This window comes from Bacillus sp. JJ664, assembly GCF_036962205.1.
GTDB lineage: Bacteria > Bacillota > Bacilli > Bacillales > Bacillaceae_G > Gottfriedia.
This window is the reverse complement of the sequence record NZ_JBALMS010000051.1, coordinates 90,121-115,383: the sequence shown is the minus strand read 5'-3', so window position 1 is coordinate 115,383 and position 25,263 is coordinate 90,121. Positions and strand designations below refer to the sequence as shown.

Annotated in this window: 20 protein-coding genes and 1 pseudogene; 5 read left to right on the top strand and 16 right to left on the bottom strand. The window is 33.1% G+C overall.

Annotated features, from left to right (window positions below):
• Nucleotides 1-96: 96 nt before the first annotated feature.
• Nucleotides 97-951 carry a MurR/RpiR family transcriptional regulator gene (locus V7056_RS09765; RefSeq protein ID WP_499701458.1) on the bottom strand — a complete coding sequence of 285 codons (855 nt, stop codon included), beginning with the start codon at nt 949-951 and terminating at the stop codon, nt 97-99.
• 264 nt (nt 952-1,215) lie between these two features.
• Between V7056_RS09765 and V7056_RS09760 the strand changes: the two genes are divergently transcribed.
• Nucleotides 1,216-1,641 carry a VOC family protein gene (locus tag V7056_RS09760; RefSeq protein ID WP_499701456.1) on the top strand — a complete coding sequence of 142 codons (426 nt, stop codon included), beginning with the start codon at nt 1,216-1,218 and terminating at the stop codon, nt 1,639-1,641.
• Nucleotides 1,642-1,707: 66 nt separating this feature from the next.
• Here the strand turns inward: V7056_RS09760 and truA are convergent, their stop codons facing one another.
• On the bottom strand, nt 1,708-2,445 hold the full coding sequence (gene truA, locus V7056_RS09755; protein ID WP_499701454.1) for a tRNA pseudouridine(38-40) synthase TruA: 738 nt from the start codon (nt 2,443-2,445) through the stop codon (nt 1,708-1,710).
• 315 nt (nt 2,446-2,760) lie between these two features.
• Here truA and V7056_RS09750 point away from each other — a divergent pair, with 315 nt between their 5' ends.
• Nucleotides 2,761-3,210 carry a hypothetical protein gene (locus tag V7056_RS09750; protein ID WP_499701452.1) on the top strand — a complete coding sequence of 150 codons (450 nt, stop codon included), beginning with the start codon at nt 2,761-2,763 and terminating at the stop codon, nt 3,208-3,210.
• Nucleotides 3,211-3,499: 289 nt separating this feature from the next.
• Here V7056_RS09750 and cydC read toward each other — a convergent pair whose 3' ends face one another.
• From cydC to V7056_RS09710, 8 genes and pseudogenes are all read right to left on the bottom strand, one after another.
• Nucleotides 3,500-5,236 (bottom strand): thiol reductant ABC exporter subunit CydC, encoded by a 1,737-nt coding sequence (cydC, locus tag V7056_RS09745; protein WP_499701450.1) that lies wholly within the window; start codon nt 5,234-5,236, stop codon nt 3,500-3,502.
• 12 nt (nt 5,237-5,248) lie between these two features.
• Nucleotides 5,249-6,952, bottom strand: coding sequence for a thiol reductant ABC exporter subunit CydD (cydD, locus tag V7056_RS09740; RefSeq protein WP_499701448.1), 1,704 nt, complete (start codon nt 6,950-6,952; stop codon nt 5,249-5,251).
• On the bottom strand, nt 6,952-7,965 hold the full coding sequence (gene cydB, locus V7056_RS09735; RefSeq protein ID WP_499701446.1) for a cytochrome d ubiquinol oxidase subunit II: 1,014 nt from the start codon (nt 7,963-7,965) through the stop codon (nt 6,952-6,954). Before cydB ends, cydD begins: the two co-directional genes overlap by 1 nt.
• Complete coding sequence (locus tag V7056_RS09730) at nt 7,962-9,356, bottom strand: cytochrome ubiquinol oxidase subunit I (protein WP_499701444.1); 1,395 nt, start codon at nt 9,354-9,356, stop codon at nt 7,962-7,964. Before V7056_RS09730 ends, cydB begins: the two co-directional genes overlap by 4 nt.
• Before the next feature lie 391 nt (nt 9,357-9,747).
• A complete protein-coding gene (locus tag V7056_RS09725; RefSeq protein ID WP_499701442.1) occupies nt 9,748-10,623 on the bottom strand; it encodes a YitT family protein in 876 nt (291 codons plus the stop codon).
• Between the two features lie 180 nt (nt 10,624-10,803).
• Nucleotides 10,804-12,144: a germination protein YpeB gene (gene ypeB / locus V7056_RS09720; RefSeq protein WP_499701440.1), complete on the bottom strand. Its 1,341-nt coding sequence runs from the start codon at nt 12,142-12,144 to the stop codon at nt 10,804-10,806.
• A 12-nt stretch (nt 12,145-12,156) separates the two neighbouring features.
• Nucleotides 12,157-12,867 carry a spore cortex-lytic enzyme gene (gene sleB, locus V7056_RS09715; protein ID WP_499701438.1) on the bottom strand — a complete coding sequence of 237 codons (711 nt, stop codon included), beginning with the start codon at nt 12,865-12,867 and terminating at the stop codon, nt 12,157-12,159.
• 195 nt (nt 12,868-13,062) lie between these two features.
• Nucleotides 13,063-13,623: pseudogene (locus V7056_RS09710) on the bottom strand (GNAT family N-acetyltransferase).
• Between the two features lie 192 nt (nt 13,624-13,815).
• Here V7056_RS09710 and V7056_RS09705 point away from each other — a divergent pair.
• Nucleotides 13,816-14,739, top strand: a complete 924-nt coding sequence (locus V7056_RS09705; protein WP_499701436.1) for a bifunctional helix-turn-helix transcriptional regulator/GNAT family N-acetyltransferase — start codon at nt 13,816-13,818, stop codon at nt 14,737-14,739.
• A 164-nt stretch (nt 14,740-14,903) separates the two neighbouring features.
• On the opposite strand, the gene V7056_RS09700 is transcribed toward V7056_RS09705, so the two are convergent.
• The 4 genes from V7056_RS09700 to V7056_RS09685 form a co-directional block, all read right to left on the bottom strand.
• Nucleotides 14,904-15,374 (bottom strand): DinB family protein, encoded by a 471-nt coding sequence (locus V7056_RS09700; protein WP_499701434.1) that lies wholly within the window; start codon nt 15,372-15,374, stop codon nt 14,904-14,906.
• 234 nt (nt 15,375-15,608) lie between these two features.
• The gene (locus V7056_RS09695) at nt 15,609-17,735 is read right to left on the bottom strand and encodes a HelD family protein (protein WP_499701432.1); all 2,127 of its coding nucleotides are present in this window, start codon (nt 17,733-17,735) and stop codon (nt 15,609-15,611) included.
• 506 nt (nt 17,736-18,241) lie between these two features.
• Nucleotides 18,242-18,697, bottom strand: coding sequence for a helix-turn-helix domain-containing protein (locus V7056_RS09690; RefSeq protein WP_499701577.1), 456 nt, complete (start codon nt 18,695-18,697; stop codon nt 18,242-18,244).
• 356 nt (nt 18,698-19,053) lie between these two features.
• Nucleotides 19,054-19,317 (bottom strand): hypothetical protein, encoded by a 264-nt coding sequence (locus tag V7056_RS09685; protein WP_499701430.1) that lies wholly within the window; start codon nt 19,315-19,317, stop codon nt 19,054-19,056.
• A 208-nt stretch (nt 19,318-19,525) separates the two neighbouring features.
• Here V7056_RS09685 and V7056_RS09680 point away from each other — a divergent pair, with 208 nt between their 5' ends.
• A complete protein-coding gene (locus tag V7056_RS09680; protein WP_499701576.1) occupies nt 19,526-19,942 on the top strand; it encodes a YhfM domain-containing protein in 417 nt (138 codons plus the stop codon).
• Between the two features lie 180 nt (nt 19,943-20,122).
• Here the strand turns inward: V7056_RS09680 and asnB are convergent, their stop codons facing one another.
• Entirely contained in the window at nt 20,123-22,030 is a 1,908-nt protein-coding gene (gene asnB / locus V7056_RS09675) for an asparagine synthase (glutamine-hydrolyzing) (protein ID WP_499701428.1), read from the bottom strand.
• Between the two features lie 600 nt (nt 22,031-22,630).
• Between asnB and V7056_RS09670 the strand changes: the two genes are divergently transcribed.
• Nucleotides 22,631-23,410 carry a nitroreductase family protein gene (locus tag V7056_RS09670; RefSeq protein ID WP_499701426.1) on the top strand — a complete coding sequence of 260 codons (780 nt, stop codon included), beginning with the start codon at nt 22,631-22,633 and terminating at the stop codon, nt 23,408-23,410.
• A gap of 92 nt (nt 23,411-23,502) precedes the next feature.
• Here the strand turns inward: V7056_RS09670 and V7056_RS09665 are convergent, their stop codons facing one another.
• Nucleotides 23,503-25,215: an ABC transporter ATP-binding protein gene (locus V7056_RS09665; protein WP_499701424.1), complete on the bottom strand. Its 1,713-nt coding sequence runs from the start codon at nt 25,213-25,215 to the stop codon at nt 23,503-23,505.
• Between the last annotated feature and the right edge of the window lie 48 nt (nt 25,216-25,263).

The following is a 25,263-nucleotide window of genomic DNA, read 5'->3' as shown; positions in this document are numbered from 1 at the left end:
CTCCTTCTCATATTTCTTTATTTATTATTTTCATTATTCGATTTCTATTGAAAATAACCTCTAACTTTTTATCGTTAGAGGTCGTCTTTTTGTATACTATCGTCTCAATGTGTTTGCTTCTTCACTAGATTCATGAAGTTTACTGGAAACCTTATTTCCAATTTGATTAAAACTAATGATATATAAAGAATCTATAATGTTTAATTGTGCCGTTCTAGAAGCAATGCTTCCAATTCTATTGGCTTGCTCCATATCCGGTGTGCACAGCTTAATATCTGCTTCTTTAAATAATGGAGATTTCCCCAACTTTGTAATGGCTAGAATCGTAGCTCCTTTTTTCTTTGCGAAGCGTGATAGTTCTAGTACATCTTTCGTTTGACCAGAGTTAGAAATGGCAATAAATACATCTCCTTCATCGAGATGTCCAACCAATGATAGCATCATATGAAAGTCTAGATTCATCACCGAAAAGTATCCTAATTTAGTAAATTTATATGCACCGTCCATCGCAGAAACTGCGGAGCCTCCTACACCATAAAATAAGACTTTCTTTGCTTTTACGATGATGTCTGATGCTTTTTCTAGTTCTCTCTTATCAAGAGTTGAAACTGTAGTCTCGATAGCCGCTTTATTTACGTATGTAACCTTATTAAATAAATCATATGGAGAATCTTTTTTTTCCATAACAGAAAAATCGTTAATATTCATTTCAGCTACTGTTAAATCACGTACTAGAGCTAGTTTAAAAGCTTTAAAGCTTCCAATTCCGATTGTTTTACAAAATCTAACTACGCTCGCTTCACTTGAACCCGTATTGTTAGAAATATCTTTTGTTGTCAAATTTGGAACCATCTCAGCATGATCCATAATATATATAGCAATCTTTTTTTCTGCCTGCGTAAACCGATCCATGTGATTTTCAATTTTTGATAAAATGGTTAAATGCCTCATTTATTGAACACCTTTCTCTTCATTCCAAGTTATCTACTATTATGAACCAAAATTCCCTAAAATCATAATCATTTATGAAATAACATTTCAGTTTCAAATATTGAAGTATGTCTTTTCGTTTCATTTTACTACCTCAATTAGATGTATTGTTTGAGTAATAAATTGTCAAAAAATTTCTACAAATGATTTAGTTCTATTTTTTGATAAAATAAAGTTGAGTTTGTTGAAAATGATTTACATTCTAATTACTAAGGAGAGATTGACATGCCAATCGAAGTTTATCTTAATTTTAATGGAAATACACGTGATGCTGTAGAATTTTATGCTGAAGTTTTTGAAACTGAAATTCCACAAATTATGACATTTGGAGAAGCTCCACAAAATCCAGACTATCCTCTTCCAGAAGAGTCTAAAAATTTAGTAATGCACGCTAGACTGGATCTTAATGGTAGCAGAGTTATGTTCTCTGATACGTTCCCTGGTAGACCTTTTGTTGAAGGAAACAATATCAACCTTTCTTTCCAAAGTAATAATGTCGAGGAAATTCAAGCTGTCTATAGTAAATTAAAAGAAGGTGGACAAGTTGGTATGGAGCTTCAAGAAACATTTTGGAGCAAATGCTACGGTAGTCTAACAGACAAATTTGGCATCCATTGGATGTTTAACCACGATAACGGCGAAGAAATGTAAAAACATACATAAAAAGGATATGGGACCTTTCTTATAGAAAAGTCCCATATCCTTTTATATTTAATATTAAAACTCAATGCTTTCTAAGTATAAACCACCAGGATCCGCTAAACTGCTTACTTGACCACGATCTTTTGAATGAATCATTCCACTAATTTCTTTCGCATCCCTTTTCCCAAGACCAACTTCAATCAGTGTACCAACAATCTTTCTGACCATATTGTATAGAAATCCATCTCCACTAACTCTAATTTGTAGAAATCCATCTACTTTTTCAATTTCAATTGAATAAATGTTACGTATCATGGACTTTTTCTTAGATTTAGCATTCGAAAAAGCAGTAAAATCATGTTCACCTAAAAAATGCTTCGCCGCTATCTCCATTTTGCTCATATCCAAAGATTCTTCAACATGCATACTGTATCTTCGCATAAATGGGTTTGAATAATCCTCGTTCCAAATCTTATATAAATAGGTTTTGGCTTTTGAATTATATCGTGCATGGAATCGTTCTCCCTCAATTGATACATCAATTACACTTATATCTTGGGGTAAGTAACGATTTAAGTACTGTTTCATTTCTAACACAGGAATGTTTTCACCTATTTTAAAATTAGCAATCTGAGCAAATGCATGTACGCCTGCATCTGTTCTACTGCAACCGATTATTTCAATCGGTCTTCCAATCATTTCTGATAATACATTTTCTATTTTTCCTTGAATGGAACTCTCACCACTACCTAGTCTTTGCCATCCTTTATATCTTCCACCATCATATTGAATGACTAATTTATAATTGTTCATTTATTTCTCCTTATCCTATTACAATATATACTTACCATTGTTTCAATTTCACACTATAGTATTGCAATGAACTCAATTTACCTTCCAAATCTTAACGAATGAATTAAATCGGCTTATACTTTCATGTTAATCTTACCCGAATTTTTATGAATCAAACCTTATCTATTCTATCTTAATAAAGGATTTTTTTATAGACCACTTTTTAGTTATTCAAAATCGATACTTAAATTTAACATACTTTTATCAATTACACGTCGCAAATGTAGCTTACCTAGAATACTAATAATGAATATAACTGTATGAAATAATACCGGGGTGATTAAAATCGGTTTACTAAGAAAAGGGCTCAAACAAGCTAACACAAATCAAAGAAACGATGAAAATGACAAACTCCGATCAAAACTCGAAAAGCAAATTGTAGCTGCAGAATGGCTTAGAGTTATTGCACAAGTTTTAGAAACGACGAGCACAGAACAGCTATTTGCTCTAGATGAAGCTCCAAATTCTCAAGCTGAATTTGAAGGTAAAAATGAAATTTTGTCTGGACTTTTAATTGGTACAATTGGACAGTTTGCAAGTGCGATTGGAGTCACTAAAGAATTATTCGAGACTGACCCAAATAGAATCATCAATATACACAAGAATTTGCTTCTTGCAGATAATATACAATTGTTTGGTAGTATTCTTGAGATATTAGGATCCGCAAAGGTTATTGATGATGAAATTCAGGATGCAGCTGACATGACTTTTATTCCTCCTGAATAACCGAGACCAAAATATAAAAATTTGGTCTTTTTTATATGTAAAGTATGATAAATAATCCGCTCCCTTTTTGCGGATAAACAACCGATCCTCCTCGCACGTATCTCACTTTAGGTCACTCGTCACAATGAAAAAGATGATCCTTAATGTAGGAAGGATCATCTTTTTTGTTTTTTTCGTCTAATTGTTTAACAGATTTCCAATCTAGATGCCCTATACTTATAGCAGGCGAAGAACCACCTTGGCGTATTAGCACAATTTAAGTCTGCAAATCAGTTAACTATTACTGACTTCAGTCATTCCCACTATATGGACGATCAAGATCAAATAACTTACGATATCTATCTTCATTCAAATAAAGCTCATTATGTGTTCCATTCATCATTATTTTGCCTTTGTCTAAGAACAAAATATTATCTGCCATTTCAGCACCGATTAAATGATGGGTGATCCAAAGAACTGTCTTACCTTCTAACACATGAAAAATAGTATTGAGTAATTTTCTTTCTGTAATTGAATCTAAGCCAACAGTTGGTTCATCCAATATGACAACTGGCGTATTTTGAAGTAAGATTCTTGCTAAGGCGATTCGTTGTCGTTCACCTCCTGAAAACCTCATACCAGTTTCGTGCATTGGCGTATCATATCCATGTGGAAGGGATTCTATATAATCATGAAGCTCTACCATTTTAGCCACTCTTTTTACTTCTTCATTACTAGCTTTTGGATTCCCTAACCGTATATTGTTCAATACTGTTGTATCAAATAAATACGGGTTTTGATTAAGTACTGACACAATCTTGGCTATGTTTTCTCCATATAAATCACTCTTTATTTCATTAAGTGTAACGCTTCCCTCATTTGGTACTTCTACACCTTCAATTAGTTTTAAAATGGTTGATTTTCCTGAGCCACTCGGGCCTAATAATGCTGTTTTTGTATTTGGTTCCAATTTAAATGAGATCTGATGTAAGATACTTTCTCCCTCAAGATATTCAAAGCTAACATCCTCAAACATTATATTTACTTGTTCACTCATTTCCCCGGTAAACGCTAGTGAAGTAGATTCTATTTGATTTTCCTCAATACTCTCTAAACGATTAATTGAGTCATTGTATATAGTCATACTTGCAACTGAATTAGATAATGGAATAAGTGCCTCAGTTAGAGGAAAAAGAACTAAAACGAATGCAGCGATTAAAGTTCTTGGCATATCCCCAACATGACTCTCATTTCCGACCCAATATAACATTAGTAAAACAAGGATCCCTACTATCATTTGAGCTAATAAATCTCGTTTTCTTCTAAAAGCTTTTTCTTGTAATTGAAGCTTTCTTAATACTTCATCACCATGTTCAAATTCTCGAATGTATTTAGATTGAAGACCACTAAACATCCAATCACTAATCCCCATTACAGCATCGGTAAGACTTTTGTATAGCGTGTTCTTCTCACTTTTAATCTTTTGTGATCTAGCTTTTTCCACTAATAACGAAATAAATGGAAGAATCCCGATTAATACAAATGACACGAAAGCTATTAATATTGCAAATGGAATGGAGAAAAATCCTAGCGCAATAATAGAAATTGCATATATAAACAGTGCAGCCATACCTGGAAATATTGTCTTTAAATAGATGTCCTGTAAATATTCTATATCATCAGATAATATCCCTAAAATATCCCCAGTTTTAAACTTTGATTTAATCTTAAGTGCAGAAGGTTCAAGAACACTAAATAATCTTGTTCTCATTCGAGATAAAATTTTTAAAATTGTATGATGCCCAATTAATCTTTCAATATATTTTGATACTGACCTTAAAATACCAAATGTTCGGACTGCAACAATTGGAACATATATCATTAGAATATTTTCTGGTTTCGTTGCCGCTTTTGAAATTAAAAAGCCTGACATAAACATAAGGGCAGCAGCCGAAAAAACAGTTACTGCGCTGATGACGATTACCACCAAAAATAAGCGTCGATTTTCTTTTATATATGGTAATACCCAATCATTTTTATTAAACATTCATTTTCCCTTCTAACTAGTAATTAAGTGATAGTAGTACCCATTTTTAGTCATTAATTCTTTATGTGTACCAACTTCTACTAAAATACCTTCTTTCATAACTAGTATCAGATCCATATCCTTCATCCAATGAAGTCGATGTGTTGCTAAGAAGACTAATTTATTTTCAAACAAAGTAAGCATTGTTTTTTTTAACTCAAACTCTGTTTCAATATCAAGATGACTTGTGGGTTCATCTAAAAGTAGGATTTTCCTCTTTTCTAGAAATGCCCTCGCTAGCGCAATACGTTGGTTTTGACCACCGCTTAAACTCCTTCCACCTTCTCCAATTTTCTCTTCTAAACCGTTAGGTAATTCGTTTAACAATGATGATAAGCCAGCCTCTTCACATGCTTTTTCAACTTCTTCCATTGACGCATTAGGTTGATAAAAACGAATATTTTCACTTAAAGTTTTAGAAAAGATATAGGGGTGTTGCGGAATATAGAGTAATTGTTTTTGCCAATCTTTTAATTGCAGATGAGAAAATTCTTTACCTGAAATTTTCATCACGCCTTTTGTAGGTTCTAAAAATCCACCAATCAAATCAATAAGCGTCGATTTACCTGAACCGCTTTCACCTACAATTCCTATTTTCTGAAAGCCATTAAAACTCACGTTTATATCTTTTAACACGACTGGAGTATCTTGATCAATTTCTAACGTAATATCATTTAATTTAAGAAAACTATCACTTTTCCAATCTTCAATCGTTGTATCTATTGAATCTTTAAATTCATGTTCTTCTAAAACAGCTTGCATCGCTTTACCTGCTTCTTGACCATTCAGAGTTGCATGATAATCCGTTCCTACTTCACGTACAGGTAAAAAATATTCAGGTGCAAGAATTAAAATTGTTAGTGCTGGACTAAAAAGAATTTCACCTTCAATTAATCGCAACCCTAAAAATACTGCAACTGTAGCAATTGAAAGCATCGTAAAAAGGTCGAGTGCAAATGACGATAAAAATGCAACCTTTAAAGTGCTCATAGTTGCTTTACGATAATGCTCACTCACTTGATCAATTTGATGAATATGATTACGACTAATCCCTAAATATTTTAAAGTCTCTAGACCTCTTAATGAGTCAGTAAAATGGTTTGATAAAAGTCGATAAACCTTCCATTGTTTATCAGCTTTCTTCTTGGCGGCTAACCCTAATAAGATCATAAATACAATTAAAATTGGAAAAGTAACGATTAAAATAATGGCGGAAAGCTTATCAACAAAGAAAATATATAATACAACCAGTGGAGTAATAATTGCTAGGTTAATCATTTTAGCAGGAACAATCTCTAAATATTGTTTTAATTGTACTGACCCTTCCATTATTAATGTAACGATATTTCCAGTCCCATTTTTTTTAGTAAATCTAGGGCCGAGCTTAAAAAGCTTATCAAGAACTTTCATTTTTAATTCACTGACAGCAAGATCAGCAAAACGTTCAGAATAGTTTTGTTTTATTGAATTAATGATATAACGACATACAAAAGCGATTATGAAGAAAATAGTAGCGTAAAATATTTCGCTACTACTTTTCCCATTAAATAAACTAACAATTGCTTTTGAAAGCATATATGCTTGAACGATTATGGCCGTCCCTTGTACAACAGTTAACGCGACTAATAGAATGAGTAATTTCGACATTCCATTATACTTAAGCAGATTTTTTCCCATTAATATGTCAAATCCTTCTCGTCTACACGTTTTCTAAACACATAGTAACTCCAAATCTGGTATCCGAGTACAAATGGTAATAATGTACACGAAACGATTGTCATAACTTTTAATGAATACGGACCCGAAGATGCATTATAAACAGTTAAATCATATGCATTTTTTATTGAGCTCACCATCACTCTTGGAAACAATGCAGTAAATAAAGTACTGATTGTTAATGCAATACCTAAACCTGTCATTGCAAATGACCAGCCATCTCTCTGTTTAGAGATAAAGAATGACGCAAATAGATATGCTACAACGATACATAAAATTAGTGGTACTGTAATATGAGCTCTAACTGTAAACAAATCAGTCTCGAAATATGATAAAACAGTAAATATGATTAATGAAATAAGAACAGGTAATATTAATTTACTAGCAAATGCTCGTGCACGAGACCTTAAATCTCCTACTGTTTTTAACGTTAAGAACAACACACCATGAAGTAAACATAAAAGGGTAACTGTTACTCCGCCAACTACTGAATAAGTATTTACATAGTCTGAAAAGCTAGCAGTAATATTCATATTTTTATCAATTGGCATTCCACGTAGTATACTTGTAAACAACACGCCAAATAAAAATGGTGGTAATAAACTTCCTATAAAAATGACCCAATCCCAAGTTTTTGCCCACTTAGGACTATCAACTTTACCTCTAAATTCAAATGCGACTCCACGACCAATTAAAGCCATCAATACGAATACAAATGGAATATAGTACCCACTAAACATCGTCGCATACCAGTGAGGAAAGGCTGCAAAAATCGCGCCTCCTGCAGTTAATAACCATACCTCATTCGCATCCCAAAACGGACCGATTGTATTAATCAAAATTCTTCTCTCTGTATCATTTTTAGCAAGTAACTTTGTAGATATACCTACTCCAAAATCGAAACCCTCTAAGAAAAAGAAGCCTATAAATAATACTGCTACAAGTAAAAACCATAATTCATTTAGTTCAATCATAGGATTGAAGCCTCCCTTGCAAATGGATCAACGTTCGATTCACTATCTTTTACACCGTGATCCGTTCCTTTCTTTATTTCCTTAACAAAGAGGTAAATTAAAACCGCTGCTAAAATTGCATACATTGTTGTAAACGTTATTAAGGAAAAGATTAATGATCCTTTTGTAACATTAGGTGAAACAGAAGCAGAAGTTGTCATTAATCCAAACACCGTCCATGGTTGTCGTCCTACTTCCGTCATAATCCAACCTGCAGAGTTTGCAATAAACGGTAAAGAGATTAAAAATATCGTTGCCTTTAGGAAGTAATTCTTTGACTCTAATTTCTTACGATAGCTATACAGTAAGCCTAGGCATGACATCAAAATCATTACCATTCCTGCTCCAGCCATAATTCTAAAGCTCCAGAATGTCGTATTAACTGGTGGAATATAGTTACCTGGACCGTATAATTTCTCATATTCTGCCTGTAATGAATTCATCCCTGGTACTTTACCTTCAAACTTTTCATAGGCAAGATAACTTAATAAATAAGGAACTTCTACTTCAAACTTATTTTCTTTATTTTTCGAATCTATTAAGCCAAAAATCATCCAACTTGCTGGGTCTCCACTATCTTCCCATAGACCTTCACTTGCGGCCATTTTCATTGGTTGTGACTCCATTAAATGCTTAGCTTGTGAGTGACCACTAAACGCTACTCCAATACCAGCAACTAAAGCGACGATCATTCCAAGGTTAAATGCCTTTTTAAATAATTCAGTTTCTTGCTTTTTTAAAATTTTATATGCACTAACACCTGCAACAAATAATGAACCAGTTGCTAAGGCACCAGCAATTGTATGTGGGAACTCAACTATAAGCTGAGGATTTGTAATAAGTGCAAAGAAATCATTCATTTCTGCACGACCGTTATTGATCGTAAAGCCGACAGGTTCTTGCATAAATGAGTTTGCCGCCAATATCCAAAACGCAGACATCAACGTACCAAAAAATACTAACCAAATGCACATTAAATGTACTTTCTTATGAAGTCGATCCCATCCAAATATCCAAATCCCTAGAAATGTCGATTCCATAAAAAATGCTAATAGTGCTTCAATTGCTAAAGGTGCACCAAAAACGTCACCTACAAAACGTGAATACTCCGACCAATTCATGCCAAACTGGAATTCTTGAATAATACCTGTAACTACACCTACAGCAAAGTTAATTAAAAATAAGTGCCCAAAAAATTTTGTTAATTTTTTATAAGTTTCATTTTTACGATAAACGTACAATGTCTCTAGACATGCAACCATAAATGCTAAACCGATTGAAAGTGGTACAAATAAAAAGTGAAAAACTGTAGTTGAACCAAACTGCAATCGTGCAAGTTCTAACACGCTCACAATACATCCTCCTTTATTATGAAACTTTTTCACAAAGTATCATAAGTTTAACTAAAATAATTAGAACAACGTTAGAGAAAATTTTCTTCAATTAGAATCCTTTAACCATTTATGTTCTTATGTATAGTTTACTTCTGATATTTCGTATTGCCTCCATATTATATGTCTACTTTTTGTCAGTTCATTGTCTAATTTGTGACATCCTTCACAAAATTGTTGATAATTTTAAATTTCCATATTGCATAGTAATTAATCAATTAATCTTGAATATAGGTTTTACTAATGTTGCTAGATCTTTTAAGGACATTAAAAGAACCATTCCACGATTAGCGAAATGGTCTTTGATTCAGTTACTTTAAATTGATAAACTCCAATCCATCCAAATTATTTTTTAATGTGCTGCTTTACTTTTAAATCGACCGCCTCGTACTTCAGCAATATCTGCAATTGCTAAAAATGCAGTTGGATCAATATCATCAACTAGATCCTTGATTTCTGCTTCTTCTAGTCGAGTGACAACGCAAAAGATTACTTTTGTATCATCCCTAGAAAAAGCCCCTTCACCATTAATATATGTAACACCACGACCCAATCTTGATAATATTGCTTCACCTATCTCAATACTTTTGTCGCTAATAATCCAAACAGATTTTGATTGTTCTAATCCATCTACAACAATATCAATCGTTTTAAATGCAATAACATAGGCTAAAATTGAATACATTGCTCGATCCCATGTAAAAACATAACCTGCTGTTCCTAATATAAATAGGTTGAAGATCAATATAATTTGACCGACTGAAAAAGGAATCTTTTGATTGATGATGATAGCCAATATTTCAATTCCATCTAACGCTCCACCATATCGAATCGCAAGTCCAACTCCAATGCCAAGAATAATTCCTCCAAAAATTGTTGCAAGGAGGATGTCGTCTGTAAACGGAGGTACAGGATGAAATCTTGACGTAAAATACGATAGTACAATGATTCCGAAAATAGTTGAAAACGCAAAAGTTTTTCCTATTTGCTTATAACCTAAATAGAAAAAAGGAATATTTAAAACAAATATAAAAATTCCTAATGGTAAACCTGTTAGGTTTGAAATCATAATAGAAATTCCTGTAATACCCCCATCAATAACGTCATTAGGTACTAAAAAAATTTCTAATGCTACTGCTACGAGAATTGCCCCAACACACATTGCTATTGCATTCTTTAAAATCTTTACTTTTTTTGATTTTCGATTTTTAGGATTTATTTCTGTCATATACAGTTCCGTCCTGAGTATTTTTTTCTTTTCCAAATAAAACATATAGTTAATGTTCGCAGGAAGTTCTCATTTTATTCTTTTCTAATTCTTAATCAATCAGAATCTCTTATAAAACTTCATTAGGTTATTTGCAAAAAAAGAAAACCTTAGTTATGTGTCCTAAGGTTTCCAATCGTATTAATCAAAATTTTCTACTACATTATTCAGTTTTTTAATTTGTTCTTCTACAGCTGTGTTTGCATTAATAAAGACTTGGTAGGTGTCATTACCCCTTATGCCAAGAAATTCATAACATAGTATTTCTTGATTTAATTTGTTTAAAATGATTGCTTTTCTTTCCTCCATTATTTTCATATTAGAATTAACGCTTTTGCGTGCTTCCTCAATAGAAATTTTAGGTTCTGGAATTTTTCTTTTTGTGTACGCTGCTAAATAGTTCTTAGCTGAAAATCCAACGATACTTCCATCATCTAAGGCAATCTTCATTGTAACTAATTCCGGATAGATTCTAACACCCTTAATGTTTGAAACATACGTGAAGACGCCGATTGTGTCATACTGTGAACTTTGGAAAAGCTCCATATTTGGATACTTATTTCTCTCTAAAAATTTCAATCCATTTAAAGAAGCTTTATTTAAATCAATTTTTTGCTTTCCTATTTCACGATCACTAATCACCCAAAGTGGGTAGCCACCTTTTTCCGTAATATCCATATATATTTCATTTTTCTGTTTTGGATCTGTAATTTCTAAACTATAATAACGATCCTCTAGCTTTTCTCCGGTATGACTAACTTTTATTTTCTCCGAACCATTTAATTCAAGAAACTTCTTCGCAATTTCTTTTGCTTGGCTTTTCGTAATATTTTCACCTTTTACATTCGCAAGATTATTGCGATTCACTTTGAAGTTTGTAAGCGCCGGGTCCATATTTGCATCCGAGTAAGAAGCAACGCTACTCTCTACTGATTTAAATCCGTCAATTATGACATTATTTTTTGGGTTTTGTTCTTTTGCATATGCAAGTTCTACATCCATCCATCTTAATTTATCTTCAAAGACCAAATGCTGTACTTTTCTTAACTCACCTTGAATTTCAGCAGAATTTTCGTATAGTCTTTGAAGTGTATCATACTCTTTTTCACTTAGTGGCTCCTTGTCAAGGTCGCGAACAGCAGTCCGATAACTAAAATCACCAATATTACTTAAAAACTCTTCTGTTTTATTAATAGGTAATAATCTTAAAGGAAGTTGTCCCACATTTGAATGCGCTTGTGATGTGAGACCCCAAACTTCTACTAATGCAGGAGATAATGATGTTTTTGACTTCATTGCTAAAGTGTCACCAATCTTATCATGAAGTAAATCTACTTCATAAGTTAGTTCATGAAATGCTCGTTGATAGTTATTTTCTGCCTGAATCTTAACCGCTCTTTTTTCATTATGTTCGGAATAACCCCAAAAAGCTGTACCAATTAGACCAATTGATAACACACCAATTAATATTCCTTTCAACATAGAACCTACCTCCTATCTACAAAAAATATGATTTCCGATTGTTTTAATTTGTGGGCGACTCCAAATCCAAGCACTAGTTGCAGTTTTAGGATTAAAATAATAAAGTGCATTATCACTTGGGTCCCAACCATTTACTGCATCTAAGACAGCCTTCTTAGCAGTTTCATTTGGAGTTAAATAGATTTGACCATCTGCTACTGCAGTGAATGCACCTGGTTCAAAAATCACACCCGATACTGTGTTAGGGAAAGCTGAATTTCCAACTCGGTTTAATATGACCGCTGCTACTGCAACTTGCCCAATATATGGCTCACCTCGAGACTCCCCGTATACTGCATTTGCCATTAACTGAATATCATTTTGCGAATACCCACTTGGTACATTTGAACCAGCACTCGTGCCAGTTTTTTCATATTTTGTTGCTTTCACTAGCATTGCCTTTGTCTTAGCACCAGCAATCCCATCTACTGGTAGTCCAAAGTTATTTTGAAAGTTTCTTAGAGCCCAGTATGTGTTATAACCAAAAACACCATCTACTTTACTTGTATAATAGCCGTTATATTTCAGTCGTGATTGAAGTTCTATTACGTCTTCACCAACTGCGCCCATTTGAATCACTTGATTTGAAAATGCACTTACCTTTACGATTTGATCATTGTCTACAAAAAACAAAACGAAAATAATGAAATAAATCAACGGACCTTTTAAAAATTGTTTCCGCATTTTATCCTCCTTCAAATTATGAATCTATGTAAAAGTATTTTTTTCAAAACATTACCAATTTATGTAATTACCTTATAAAGCTTTTGATTTTTCGGTAGAGTTTTAATAAACAGTACAAAAAAAGACCTCAATTTGCATCTTGAGATCTTGTTTATGATTAGGATGTTGATTATAAATTCTTCTATTTAACTCTATTTATTTCAGATATTCCTCTTTTAAGATACTATATATTTCTAAATCTACTACACCTTTTCCTGACCACATTGCTGCTTGTCTAAGTGTACCTTCTTTTAGAAATCCATTTTTCAGTAAAACTTTTTTAGATAGTTCATTTTGTGGCATTACTTCTGCCTGAATTCTATTTACGTTTCCTTCATTAATTAAAAATTCCATTAGTACACTTACCGCTTCTGTTGCAATTCCGCTTCCCCAATATTCTTCAGCTAAATAATATCCTATTGTCACCATATTCACTTTTTGATTAAAATCAAAAGCTTCAATAATTCCAACTAACGCATCGTTCGTAAATATTCCCCACTTAACTCTCGTTTTTTTTCCGAAATCACGCTCGAAATGTCCAATCATTTTCTTTACAGTTTCCTTATTATGCTTCGGAATAATACCACAGTAGTTAAAAACTGCTTCATTATCATAAATTGCAAATAAGGACTCCAAATGCTCAACTTCAATTTAATTTAATACGATTCTTTCTGACTTCAATACATGTAGCTCATTAAAAATAACATTGATATTCATTCAGTACTCTCCACCCCAAATAATGTAGTCAACATATTACATACCATAAACTTCCTGATTCAAGATTATAATCGATTTTGTTTTTTACATAGTGAGATAGAAATAAAATATTTCAATTTAGTTGATTTTGTCAACTAAATATAATATATTATAAGTAATTAATTTAAAATTCAAAATATTAAGGTGGTTTTTATGGGTACTATTCATGTTGTAGAAAAAATTCGTAAATTTAACAGATTTTACGCAAATGTATTAGGTAAGATTGACCAAAAGATTTATCATAAACCTTTTCCTTTAACAGAAGCTCGGGTCATTACAGAAATTCATTATAGAAACGGTTGTACCGCAACAGAAATTCAAGAAAACTTAGGGATTGACCGTGGGTATTTAAGCCGTATTATTCAACGATTTGAAGATGAAAAGATTATGATTAAAAAGCAATCCCCTAAAGACAAACGTCAATATAGTTTATTTTTAACAGAGCATGGTACCACTATTTATAATGACTTAGTGCAAAATGCAAACAGTGGCGTAGATATGATGATCAAAAACTTAACTGAGCATAGCCTTTCTAAACTAGTTACTTCTATGGAAACAATTGAAGAAATTTTCACAGATAGTAAAGCACTCAAACCTAAAGTCAGTATTCGTTCTTTTTCACCTGGGGATGTAGGATACGTTGCTTATCTACATGGAAAAATATATAGCTCAACTTATCAATTTGGCGAATTTTTTGAATATTACGTGATGAAGGGATTAACAGATTTCCTCTTAAATAATGATGGTGGAGAATTATGGGTTGCTGAAGTAAACGGAGAAATCGTAGGTTCAATTGCAATTACTAAATTCAGTGATCAAATTGCACAACTTAGATGGTTTATTCTAGATGAAAACTATCAAGGGATGGGTATCGGAAAAAGTCTAATTGAGGCAGCTCTTGGATTTTGTATTAAGCAGAAGTACGATCATGTATTTTTATGGACAATTAGCACATTAGAAGCAGCTCGCCATCTCTATAAAAAGTATCAATTTACATTAACTGAAGAAAAACCTAATGATGAATGGACAGATACAATGTTAATTGAAGAAAGATGGGATTTAGATCTTACACTTTGATTTATTTAAAGCTGCAATTTAGGGTACTTGCCCATTAGGTTTATGGGAAGAAAACATTTCATAATCATTTTGAGAAAAAGGCATTGCTCAGAAGCAATGCCTTTTTGTACTAAGTATAGTAGAAATTTTGAGGTACTAATGATCTATTTTAATTCTTCGTTCAATCAACGATGAGACGGCCATAACCCTTGCATTTTTCTAATCTGAATAATTTGCCCAGTATGATAAGCATCATGAAGAAAAATATCCAGTAGTTTGCTTTCAATAGAATGTTTATCGAGCTCTTCAATAGAAGTTTTACTTAATAAATCTCTTAAACTATTGTGAGCTTTTTCCACACGGTCAACCACTTTCTTCCATTCTTGTTCTTCCTTTGATTGATCTGTGAGATAAAAGGTTTGATCACCATCGAGATTAAGTGTCCATTCACGGCCTTCCATGTTCGCAACAAATCTCTCTTTGTAATAAATAAGATGATTAACATTCTCCCATATTGTTTTAGTAGCTTCACCGTTCGGTCTCCAAGTCGCCTGTTCAGCAGTGACTCTTTCAATGGCATTTTTGAGTGGAGCATACCAACTTTCCTTATCATACGTTGAATCTAGTACGTTTATAAGCAGAGCAATTCGATTCAAAGTAATCTCCTCCTTACACACTATTAATTAAAAAAATTCAAGAATCATAATAAATCACATTATAAAATTTCTAGATTACAACGAAACATCCTGCATTTTCTAACACTCTAGATAAACTCATTCCTCAGTCTGCACAAAAAGCAAAACTATTTTACATGAAAAAAAGCCACACATTTGTGACTCTTTTTGAGAAGGAACGTCTAATAAACATGTCCGACTAGAGGATCGTTTTAATTAAATCGTATTCGTGTATAGCTGTAGATCAATGTCCTCAATCAGAGGAGATTTACGCCCAGAATATAGTACCCATAGCTCGTGTAGAGCACGTGTACATCCAACGTAGAGCAGCTTTGCGTCTTGATTTGTAGCTTCGTAATGTTGATTGTCTACATCCATAAGTAATACAGCATCAAATTCAAGTCCTTTCGCAAGGTATACTGGAACGACTGAGATGCCACCTTCATATTTGCGTTGTTTTGAGTGAATAAAGGTAGCAGACACACCTGCTTCTGTCAGTGCGTCATGTAACATTGCACATTCTTTTTCTGTACGACCAATGATTGCAATTGTATCCATTTTATTATGTTGAAGCTGTTCGGTGGATTTGATAATCAAATTAATCCTGTTCGTGTCATCTACTTCGACCATTTTTACTTTTTCGCCGCTCCTAAATACAGGATTAGCTAGGCTAACAGGGATATCTGCTTTTGAAATAATTTCATTAGCAAAGCGAATGATTTCCATTGTAGAACGATAGCTCCTGCTTAATTCGTAATATTTAACTTGATCATGATTGAAAATCTCTAAGAATTCGTCCCAGCTTTTAATACCTTGATACTCATGAATAGCTTGCGATAAGTCTCCCAGGATGGTAAATGAGTTCCCTTGCGCCATCTGCTTTAATAATGCAATTTGAAAAGGTGAAAAATCCTGCGCTTCATCAATAATAACATGATGATATTTGTGCTGGGCCTCGATGCCATACAGACGGTTGTGAATATAGACAAGCGGAGCGAGATCCTCTAGGTCTACTTCTTTCTTTTTGCAGTTCATTGCGGTCGTCTTCAAAATCTCTGCAGGAATACTGTCTGCCGATGATTTGTCAGTTAGTACAAACAAGGATTTATAGAATGAAAGAGCAGTATGCTTAGGCCATTGCTTCATATAGGATGTTAGATACTGAGTTGCTTTTTTCTTTCGATCTTTTTTAATATTCGTTTCTTCTATATTTTTGAGTTCACCATCAATCCATTTTTTTATCCGTGCTACAATCCGTTCTCTTCGTTTAGCTAATGGATAATGCGTGTATTCGTAACTAAACCAATGATGAAGTGTTTCTTTTTCGATTTTTATATTGTTCCATGGTTCAAAATCTCTGTCAGGAACAGCTGATGTTTCATATTTTTCAATGCAATGATCAATGTAGTCTTTAAAGTGAGTTGAGCCTTTCCACTTGCCAGGTGTAGTTTCGTTTATTTCAGGGCGATCGACACCAGTATTGAACCATTTTTCTATATTCTCTGAAGAATCTTTAGCAGTTACTTCATAGTCTAATATTGTTAAAGCCCAATCTGTAAATGTTGTTTGTTGAATACCACCTACTCCCAGCTCAGGAAGTACGTTAGAAATGTAATTGAGGAACATGTTATTTGGTGCAAATATAATCATTTTTTCTGCACGTATTGTTTCACGATATTGATAAATTAGGTAAGCAAGACGATGCAGGGCAACGGTTGTTTTACCGCTTCCGGCAACTCCTTGAATGATTAATGGAGTTTTTTTGGATGAACGAATAATATCATTTTGTTCGGATTGAATTGTTGAAACAATATCCTTTAAACGGTTATCTTTGTTTTCGCTTAATCGATATAGTAGAAAATCATCAGTAACGGATTCATTTTGGCTGCCTTTTATATATGTATCTACAACGCGCTGAAGATTTTTTTTGCGGATGACAATATTTCGCTTAAGATAAATTAAGCCTTCTATGATTCCTTCAGGAGAGTCATAATAAGCGAGATCGTCTCCTCCTGTAAATGAGTAAAACATGCTAGCAACAGGTGCACGCCAATCAATAACCATCGGATCTTCAGTCGTTATGTCAGAAACACCAATTTTCCCAATATAAAGTGGCACAGATTCCTTGCCTTCTTCTTGAAAATCCATTCGCCCAAAGTATGGCTCATTTATGGCGATCCGAAGGTTTCTACGATTTGTTTCTCGTATCCCTTCTAATACTTGTTCTGTTACATCACTCCCTGCATAAATAGGGACACCTTCAAGCTTCTTTAACTGCCGGTCAATTTCGTTCATAATTGTATTTAACTGCTGAAGTTCTTCTTCATATGCTTGTGTTTCCATTTTTCCTAACCTCCTTACTTAAATAGAACACCGAATTTTCAGACGGAATGATATTGTATCAAAGAGACGAGCGTAAAGTAAAGAGAATATTAACAGAAATTGTAAGAATACATGAATCAAGAGCTCCCGTAGCAACTCTTTTTCTTCAATTTTTGTTAGTTGAACATTACATAATTATTCCTCAGTTAAAGGCTTCCAATTCTCATCATTTTCATAATTGGTTGGTTCGCTTTCTGAGTAAAAAAAAGTTTTAGACGCTCTTCCTATGAAGTAATTCCATTCCATCTTCGACCATTAAAACATAACGATTTATATTTTCTATATTTGATATACGATCATTTAAACCCACTAAAGATTCAATCGTTTTTTTTTCATCATCAATGAATACAAACTGAGGATCCTCAATCTCTAGAGGTTCTTGTTTGAAATGAACTGAACTGAAAAACTCTTTTCGGATCAGTATCCTTTCCTATCTAAAAAGGATAGCATTGGCTACCCTTCATCAACTAATCAACATATTTATTTTTCAACTGTTCCGAACCAATACTACCAATCACCATTAAAGCTAATGGTAAAAAATTGGATAGAATTTTTGGTAAGCCTTTTGAAATAATTATATTTGCATCAAAAAAATGATTTAATCCTATAATAATTAATTTCGCTACTAATAAGATGATTCCTATTAGAACTACATTATCAAAGAACATTTTCCATTTCGGATACGCCAATTTCTTACTATCTCGGATTACTTTTTCTTTCAATTCATCGTCACTCCTTAACATTTCATCTATCGTAATACTGAATAGATCACTCAAATTAATAATAACTTCGATACTCGGATAGTTCTTACCAGTTTCCCATTTTGAAACTGATTGACGACTAACATGAATTTTTTCAGCAAGATCCGATTGTGACCAACCTCTTTTTTCCCGTTCCTTTTTTAATCGTTCGCTAAAAATCATTTTATTCATCACCTTTCCTTATTTCCAGTATTGATAGAGTGCATGGCAAAAGTAAAGATAGTTATAGGCGCATCAAGGTGCAACCTATAGTTGCTAATAAAAAAACTAGTCCAAACTATATTTTATTGGTCCTTATTTTCAAAAGTTCATTACACAAAACATAGAAAAAAATCTCAACTACATTTTGTAATTTCTTTTTTGTTATACTGTTTTTCACATTTAATCCATTATTAATATTTCATACTATACTAAACTCACAATTTGTTTTTATGTTACTAAATATGAAACTAAAAAACCACATACAGATAAGTATGTGGTTAATAACTCCGTGGGCTATTCGGTACCAAACAATATTTTTATAGACCAAAATATTTCCCTATAATTCCAAAAATCCCACCATTAATCATAATAATTACTAAAGCTAATTTCATATTCATTGTCTTACGGGAAATCCCAGGTATATTTTTTATCATTAACAAAATGAAACCAGCGATAATCCCCCCAGACAGTCCATACATCAGTATATGTGAATAATTGAAGAATTCTGCGACAATCTCTGAGAGTAAGTTTATATAAGCACCGAATACAATAAATGTTATAAACAGATCTAATCTCATCATAAAAAATCCCCAATCTTTAAACTTTTCGCTTTCCTTTTGAAAAAAATGGTGATCTTAAATATCCTTTGTTGAGGTTCAATGTAAAATGTTAACCCTCCACTGAGTTTTTACCAACATTTATTCTCCGGCTGTATACCTCTTATGATATGCTAAATAAAAGGAAAAAAATGTCATTTCCATTATATCAATTTCTTCATATATAAGGGGGATCAATTTGAAATATTTAATTACGATTATTGTCATCATCTCTATTTTTATAACAGGTTGTTCAAACCAAACTGGAAGTGAAGAACAAAATATAATTGTTGAAAAGCGAATTGCTGAGACAAAGGATTATGAGGAATTTAAAGTAGTAACGAATAATGATAAAGTTCAACAGGTAAGAGAAATATTAGATAAGGCTGATTGGGAACATGCAAAAGTTGATATGGCACGCATCGCCGATTACAGATTTATTTTTGAGTTTAAAAATCCAGAAATCCAGGCAAAAGCAGTGTTACATGAGCTTTGGATTAGTCCTAATCAAGATCAAGTAGAACTTGCCATAAATGTTTCAAGTGAATATGTTCAATTAGACAAGAAGAGCTCAGCAGAATTATTTAAAATACTTACTGGCAGAAAATGATAAGCTTCAGCAAATAGGTAATCAGTTAAAAAAGGTCATTCTCTCCTACCTTTTCATATAAAAAAGGACTGCAGAAGCAGCCCATCAATTTTACATAATACAATCAAAGTTTATTTAGTGTTCCTAGTTACCTAATCCATAAATTTTATAGTTACTTTACTCGTACTTACCCTTTACTTTTTATGTCATTTGACTATATTTAACTTCTTCCTTTTTATCTTCAAAAGTAAATTTCTTTTCAATAAATACTTGATGCCATAGCATGAACTGTAATACAGTCCATATTTTTCTACTATTATCTTTTTTATTCAGACAATGCTCTTCTAATAAAGTCATCATATAAAATTTATCAATTAAGTATTCTGTTTGACTTTCATGTATAAGGTTAATTGCCCAATCATACATTTCGTTTTTTAGCCATTGACTAATTGGAACGGGAAATCCGAGTTTTTTCCGATCAATGACATGATTAGGAACGATTCCTCGCATTGCCTCCCTAAATAAATACTTTGTTGTACCATTGGAGATCTTTAAAGAGACAGGTATTTTAGAGGCAACTTTAAATACTTCAGTATCTAAAAAAGGAACTCTTAGTTCAATCGAGTTTGCCATTGTCATTTTATCAGCTTTTACTAAAATATCTCCTCTTAGCCACGTATGCATATCAATAAATTGCATTTGATTGACGAGTGGTTCCTGCTTAACTAAGTTATAGTAAGGTTCTAATATTGAACTGTATTTCACTGAGCTATCATGATTTAAATAGATTTTCTTCTTTTCATTTTCCTCAAATATTTTTGCATTCCCTATATATCTTTCTTCCAAAGGGGTGCTTCCTCTTTCTATAAAACTCTTACCTCTCATTCCAATTGGCATAATCGTAGACAAATGTTTCAACCCACGTTTTAAATTAGTTGGGAGATATTCAAACATTTTTAAAGAGTTGGGCTCTTTATATATATTATAGCCACCAAATAATTCATCTGCCCCTTCGCCAGAAAGTACTACTGTTACATGCTTTCTAGCTTCCTTAGCCACAAAATACAGTGGGATTGCGGCCGGATCTGCTAAGGGATCATCTAAGTGCCAAATGATTTTTGGTAATTCTTCAATATATTCTCTTGGGGTAATAAACCGATGAATATTTTCAACATCTAACGCTAAAGCAGACTCCTTAGCAACATCGATTTCACTAAAACCTTTATTTTCAAATCCTACTGAGAATGTTTTAAGTTTAGGATTAATTTGACGAGCAATTGCAACGGTGGCAGTTGAATCGATACCTCCCGACAAAAATGCACCTACAGGAACATCACTTCTCATGTGCATAGCTACAGAATCTATTAGCACATCTCTAATCTCTTTGATCAAAACTTCTTTGGAATGTACTGCTGGAGTAAAGGATGGTTTCCAATAAGGTTTTATCATGATTCCTTGATACAGTTTTTTTATGAAATAAGTACCAGGTTCAATTTTCTTTACTTCAGAATAGATTGTATTTGGTTCTGGAACATATTGAAATGATAAATAATGCTGTAATGCAATTGGATCTAATTCTAATGAATTAACATTTAAATCCTCTACTACTCTACCAATAACTTTACTTTCAGAGGAAAATACTATTTCATTTCCAGTTTCATAATAGTAGAGAGGTTTAATTCCAAATGGATCTCGTGCTCCAAATAAGGTTTGTGTAATAGAATCCCATATTAAGAATGAGAACATCCCTCGAAGTTTATGTAACACTTCTTCTTTCCACTCAATAAATCCATACAGTAGCACCTCAGTATCAGAGTTAGTTTCAAATTCATATCCTAATTTTTCAAGTTCTTTCTTTAACTGTTTATGGTTATAAATTTCTCCATTAAAAACAATCCAATATCTATGATCTAAGGAATTTAATGGTTGGTGACCATTTTCGATATCTATAATACTTAATCGCTTAAATCCGAGGGATAAAAATTCATCATGATAATATCCTTCATCATCAGGTCCTCTATGATTAATTATTCTATTATATTCTTTTATTGATTTTCTATTTATTTTATCATTCCTACTTGAAGATAAAATTCCAATGAATCCACACATTTTTATCTACCCCATTTATCATTCATAAATTGCTCTATTTCTTAATAAGGGTAGTTTTTAAATGTTTCGAAACGATAAACAAATAAGGTAAAGTTGTAAACTTTATGAAACAAGTTGTGTCATTTCTATAACTATAATCTTTGTTTTAAATATTTTATTAATAAAATAATACTTTCGAGATAGGAGAAATTTATTTTTAATTGAATGCATTAATCTATTAGGACAAAAAATGTGTTAGTTGATTACTACTCCCGGATGCAACCTTTCCGTGGGGCGGAATGGATTGCTTGCTAAAACCACGACGTCCGTGCTGTCACAACGCATGCATGACCCACGTCCTGTGGTCCTCCTGCGTGGTCTCACCCTTCCCTCATCTCCCACAGGAATCTCGCGCCTTCCGTTGTAATCAACTTCTGTCTTTATTTCAGTCAAAAAAGCAACGATACTTCAGAAAAGAACAATAAACAAAAATGGATTTTATATTCATCTTGCACTATAATTTGATTATTCAGAATTTATGTCGAAAAAAGAGAATTTTTCTCGATATTGGATATGATTTTCTTTTTATTTCTAATAAACCTTTTATGGGGAGTGATAGTTTTGGAATTAAATGATGTTTTACATGGGCACAAATCAATACGAGAATATGAGGATAAGGATGTCAGTCAAGAACTGTTGGAACAAATATTAGATGCTGGTATTCGTGCTTCTTCTAGTGGCAATATGCAATCTTATTCCATTATTGTCACGAAAGACAAAGAACTGAAGAAAAAATTATATACCGCTCATATGGATCAATCAATGGTTATTGATGCTCCCATACTTTTAACTTTTTGTGCAGATTTTAATCGAATGAGAAAATGGCTTACACTAAACGATGCACCAGTACATTTTGATAATTTTATGAGTTTTATGATTGGTACGATTGATGCAACTTTGGTAGCACAAAACTGTGCTTTGGCGGCAGAGAATGCTGGACTAGGTCTTTGTTATATGGGCTCTACACTCGCAAATTGTAATCAGATTGGTGAGATCCTTAATTTACCACCAAATGTTGTGCCAATTGTAGGTTATTCATTAGGCTATCCAAAAGAAAATCCACCATTGCGCGATCGACTTCCACGTCACGGGTTAGTTCATTATGAACAGTACAATGATTACTCAAATGAAGAAATCCTTAAAATCTACAAAGACAGAGATGAAAAGGGCTGGAAACGCTATATGGACATCCCCAAGCTAAAAGAAATGACAGAACAATTAGGGTTAAAGAATTTAGCTCAAATTTATACCATTGCCAAATATACGCAAGAATCTCATCATCAATATTCAAAGACTGTTTTAGATTACTTGGAGAAACAAAATTACATGAATAATGAATGAGGATTGTATGATTTAAGTACATATTCGCAAAAAAAGAGCCGATTTCCATATTTGGAAATCGACTTTATTGTTAGTTTAACGCAATATCATAATCAATGTTGGTGTGCATGCAATTTTGCAAAAATCCCATTCTCTTGAGAAAGTAGCTCTTTATGTGTACCATCTTCTGCAATTCCTTCATCAGTAATGACAAGAATACGATCAGCTTTTTTTATCGTACCTAAACGGTGTGCAATAATAAGAGTTGTTCGATCTTTTGCTAGATCATTTAATGCTTCTTGGATAATTGCTTCTGTTTCAGTATCAAGTGCTGAAGTAGCTTCGTCTAATATTAAAATTGGCGGATTTTTTAAGAACATTCTAGCAATCGCCAATCGCTGCTTTTGACCCCCAGAAAGCTTTAATCCTCTTTCACCTATTTGCGTTTCATACCCATCTGGTAATGAAGCGATTAAATCTGTCAGATGAGCTTTTCTAGCAGCTTCTTCTATTTCTTCTTGAGATGCTCCTAATTTTCCATATGCAATATTTTCTCTCAAAGTACCTGTAAATAGGAAAACATCTTGTTGAACAATACCAATATTTGAACGCAGTGATTTCTTTGTCATTTCACGAAGATCAATTCCATCAATTGAAATTGATCCCTCTAATACATCATAGAAACGTGGAATCAATGAACAAATCGTTGTTTTACCTGCTCCAGATGGACCAACAAAAGCAACTGTTTTCCCAGCTTCAATCGAAAATGACATATCATTTAAGATCGTGCGTTTGTTCTCATAACCAAAAGTAACATGTTGGAAACGAATATCTCCTTTTAAAGATGAAACTTCGATTGCATCTGGTACATCTTCAATATCTGGTTCTGAATCCATCAGTTCTGTAAATCGCTTAAAACCTGCCATCCCTTTTGGATATAGTTCAAGTAACGCACTGATTTTATCGATTGGCTTAAATAAAATGTTTAAGTACAATATGAAGGCAACTAACTCACCATAAGATAATATTCCTGTAAAACTAAGCCATGCTCCAAAAACTAAGATGGCAAGCGTCATTAGTCGAGTTGAGACATAGATTCCTAACAGATTCCAACTCATTACTTTATAAGCTCTCAATTTAGTTTTACGGAAAAATTGATTATTTTTGTTGAAACGCTTCATTTCGTATTGCTCATTTGTAAATGATTGGACAACTCTAACCCCTGAAACACTATCTTCCACTTGGGAATTTACATTTGCAATATTTCCGTACATTTGACTCCAAGAAGTATTCATTTTCATATTTGAATATGAAATCAACCATACAAGAAACGGTACAATGATGATTGCTACTAGTGCCAATTTCACATTAATTGCAAGCATAATCCAAAATGCACCGATAAACGTCATGATCGCAATGAATAAATCTTCAGGTCCATGATGCGCTAATTCTCCGATATCCATTAAGTCATTCGTAATTCGGCTCATAATATGTCCAGTCTTTGTATTATCAAAGAAACGGAATGACTGACGCTGTACATGATTAAACAACTCACGTCGCATGTCAGTCTCGATATTAATCCCTAATTTATGTCCCCAGTAGTTAACAACAAATTGCATTCCCGAACTAATTAAATAGAGTGCTAGAAGTCCAACACTTACCGCAATGATTAAACTCCAATTCCCCTCAGGTAGAAGCTGATCAATAAACCACGAGACAGCAAGTGGAAATCCAAGTTCCATTAATCCAACAAACACCGCACAAAAAAAGTCTATATAAAATAGTTTTTTGTGTGGTATATAATATTTGAAAAACCGTCTTACCATAGAAATACTACACACCCCATCTCGGTTAAATTTCATACTTTGGTAGAT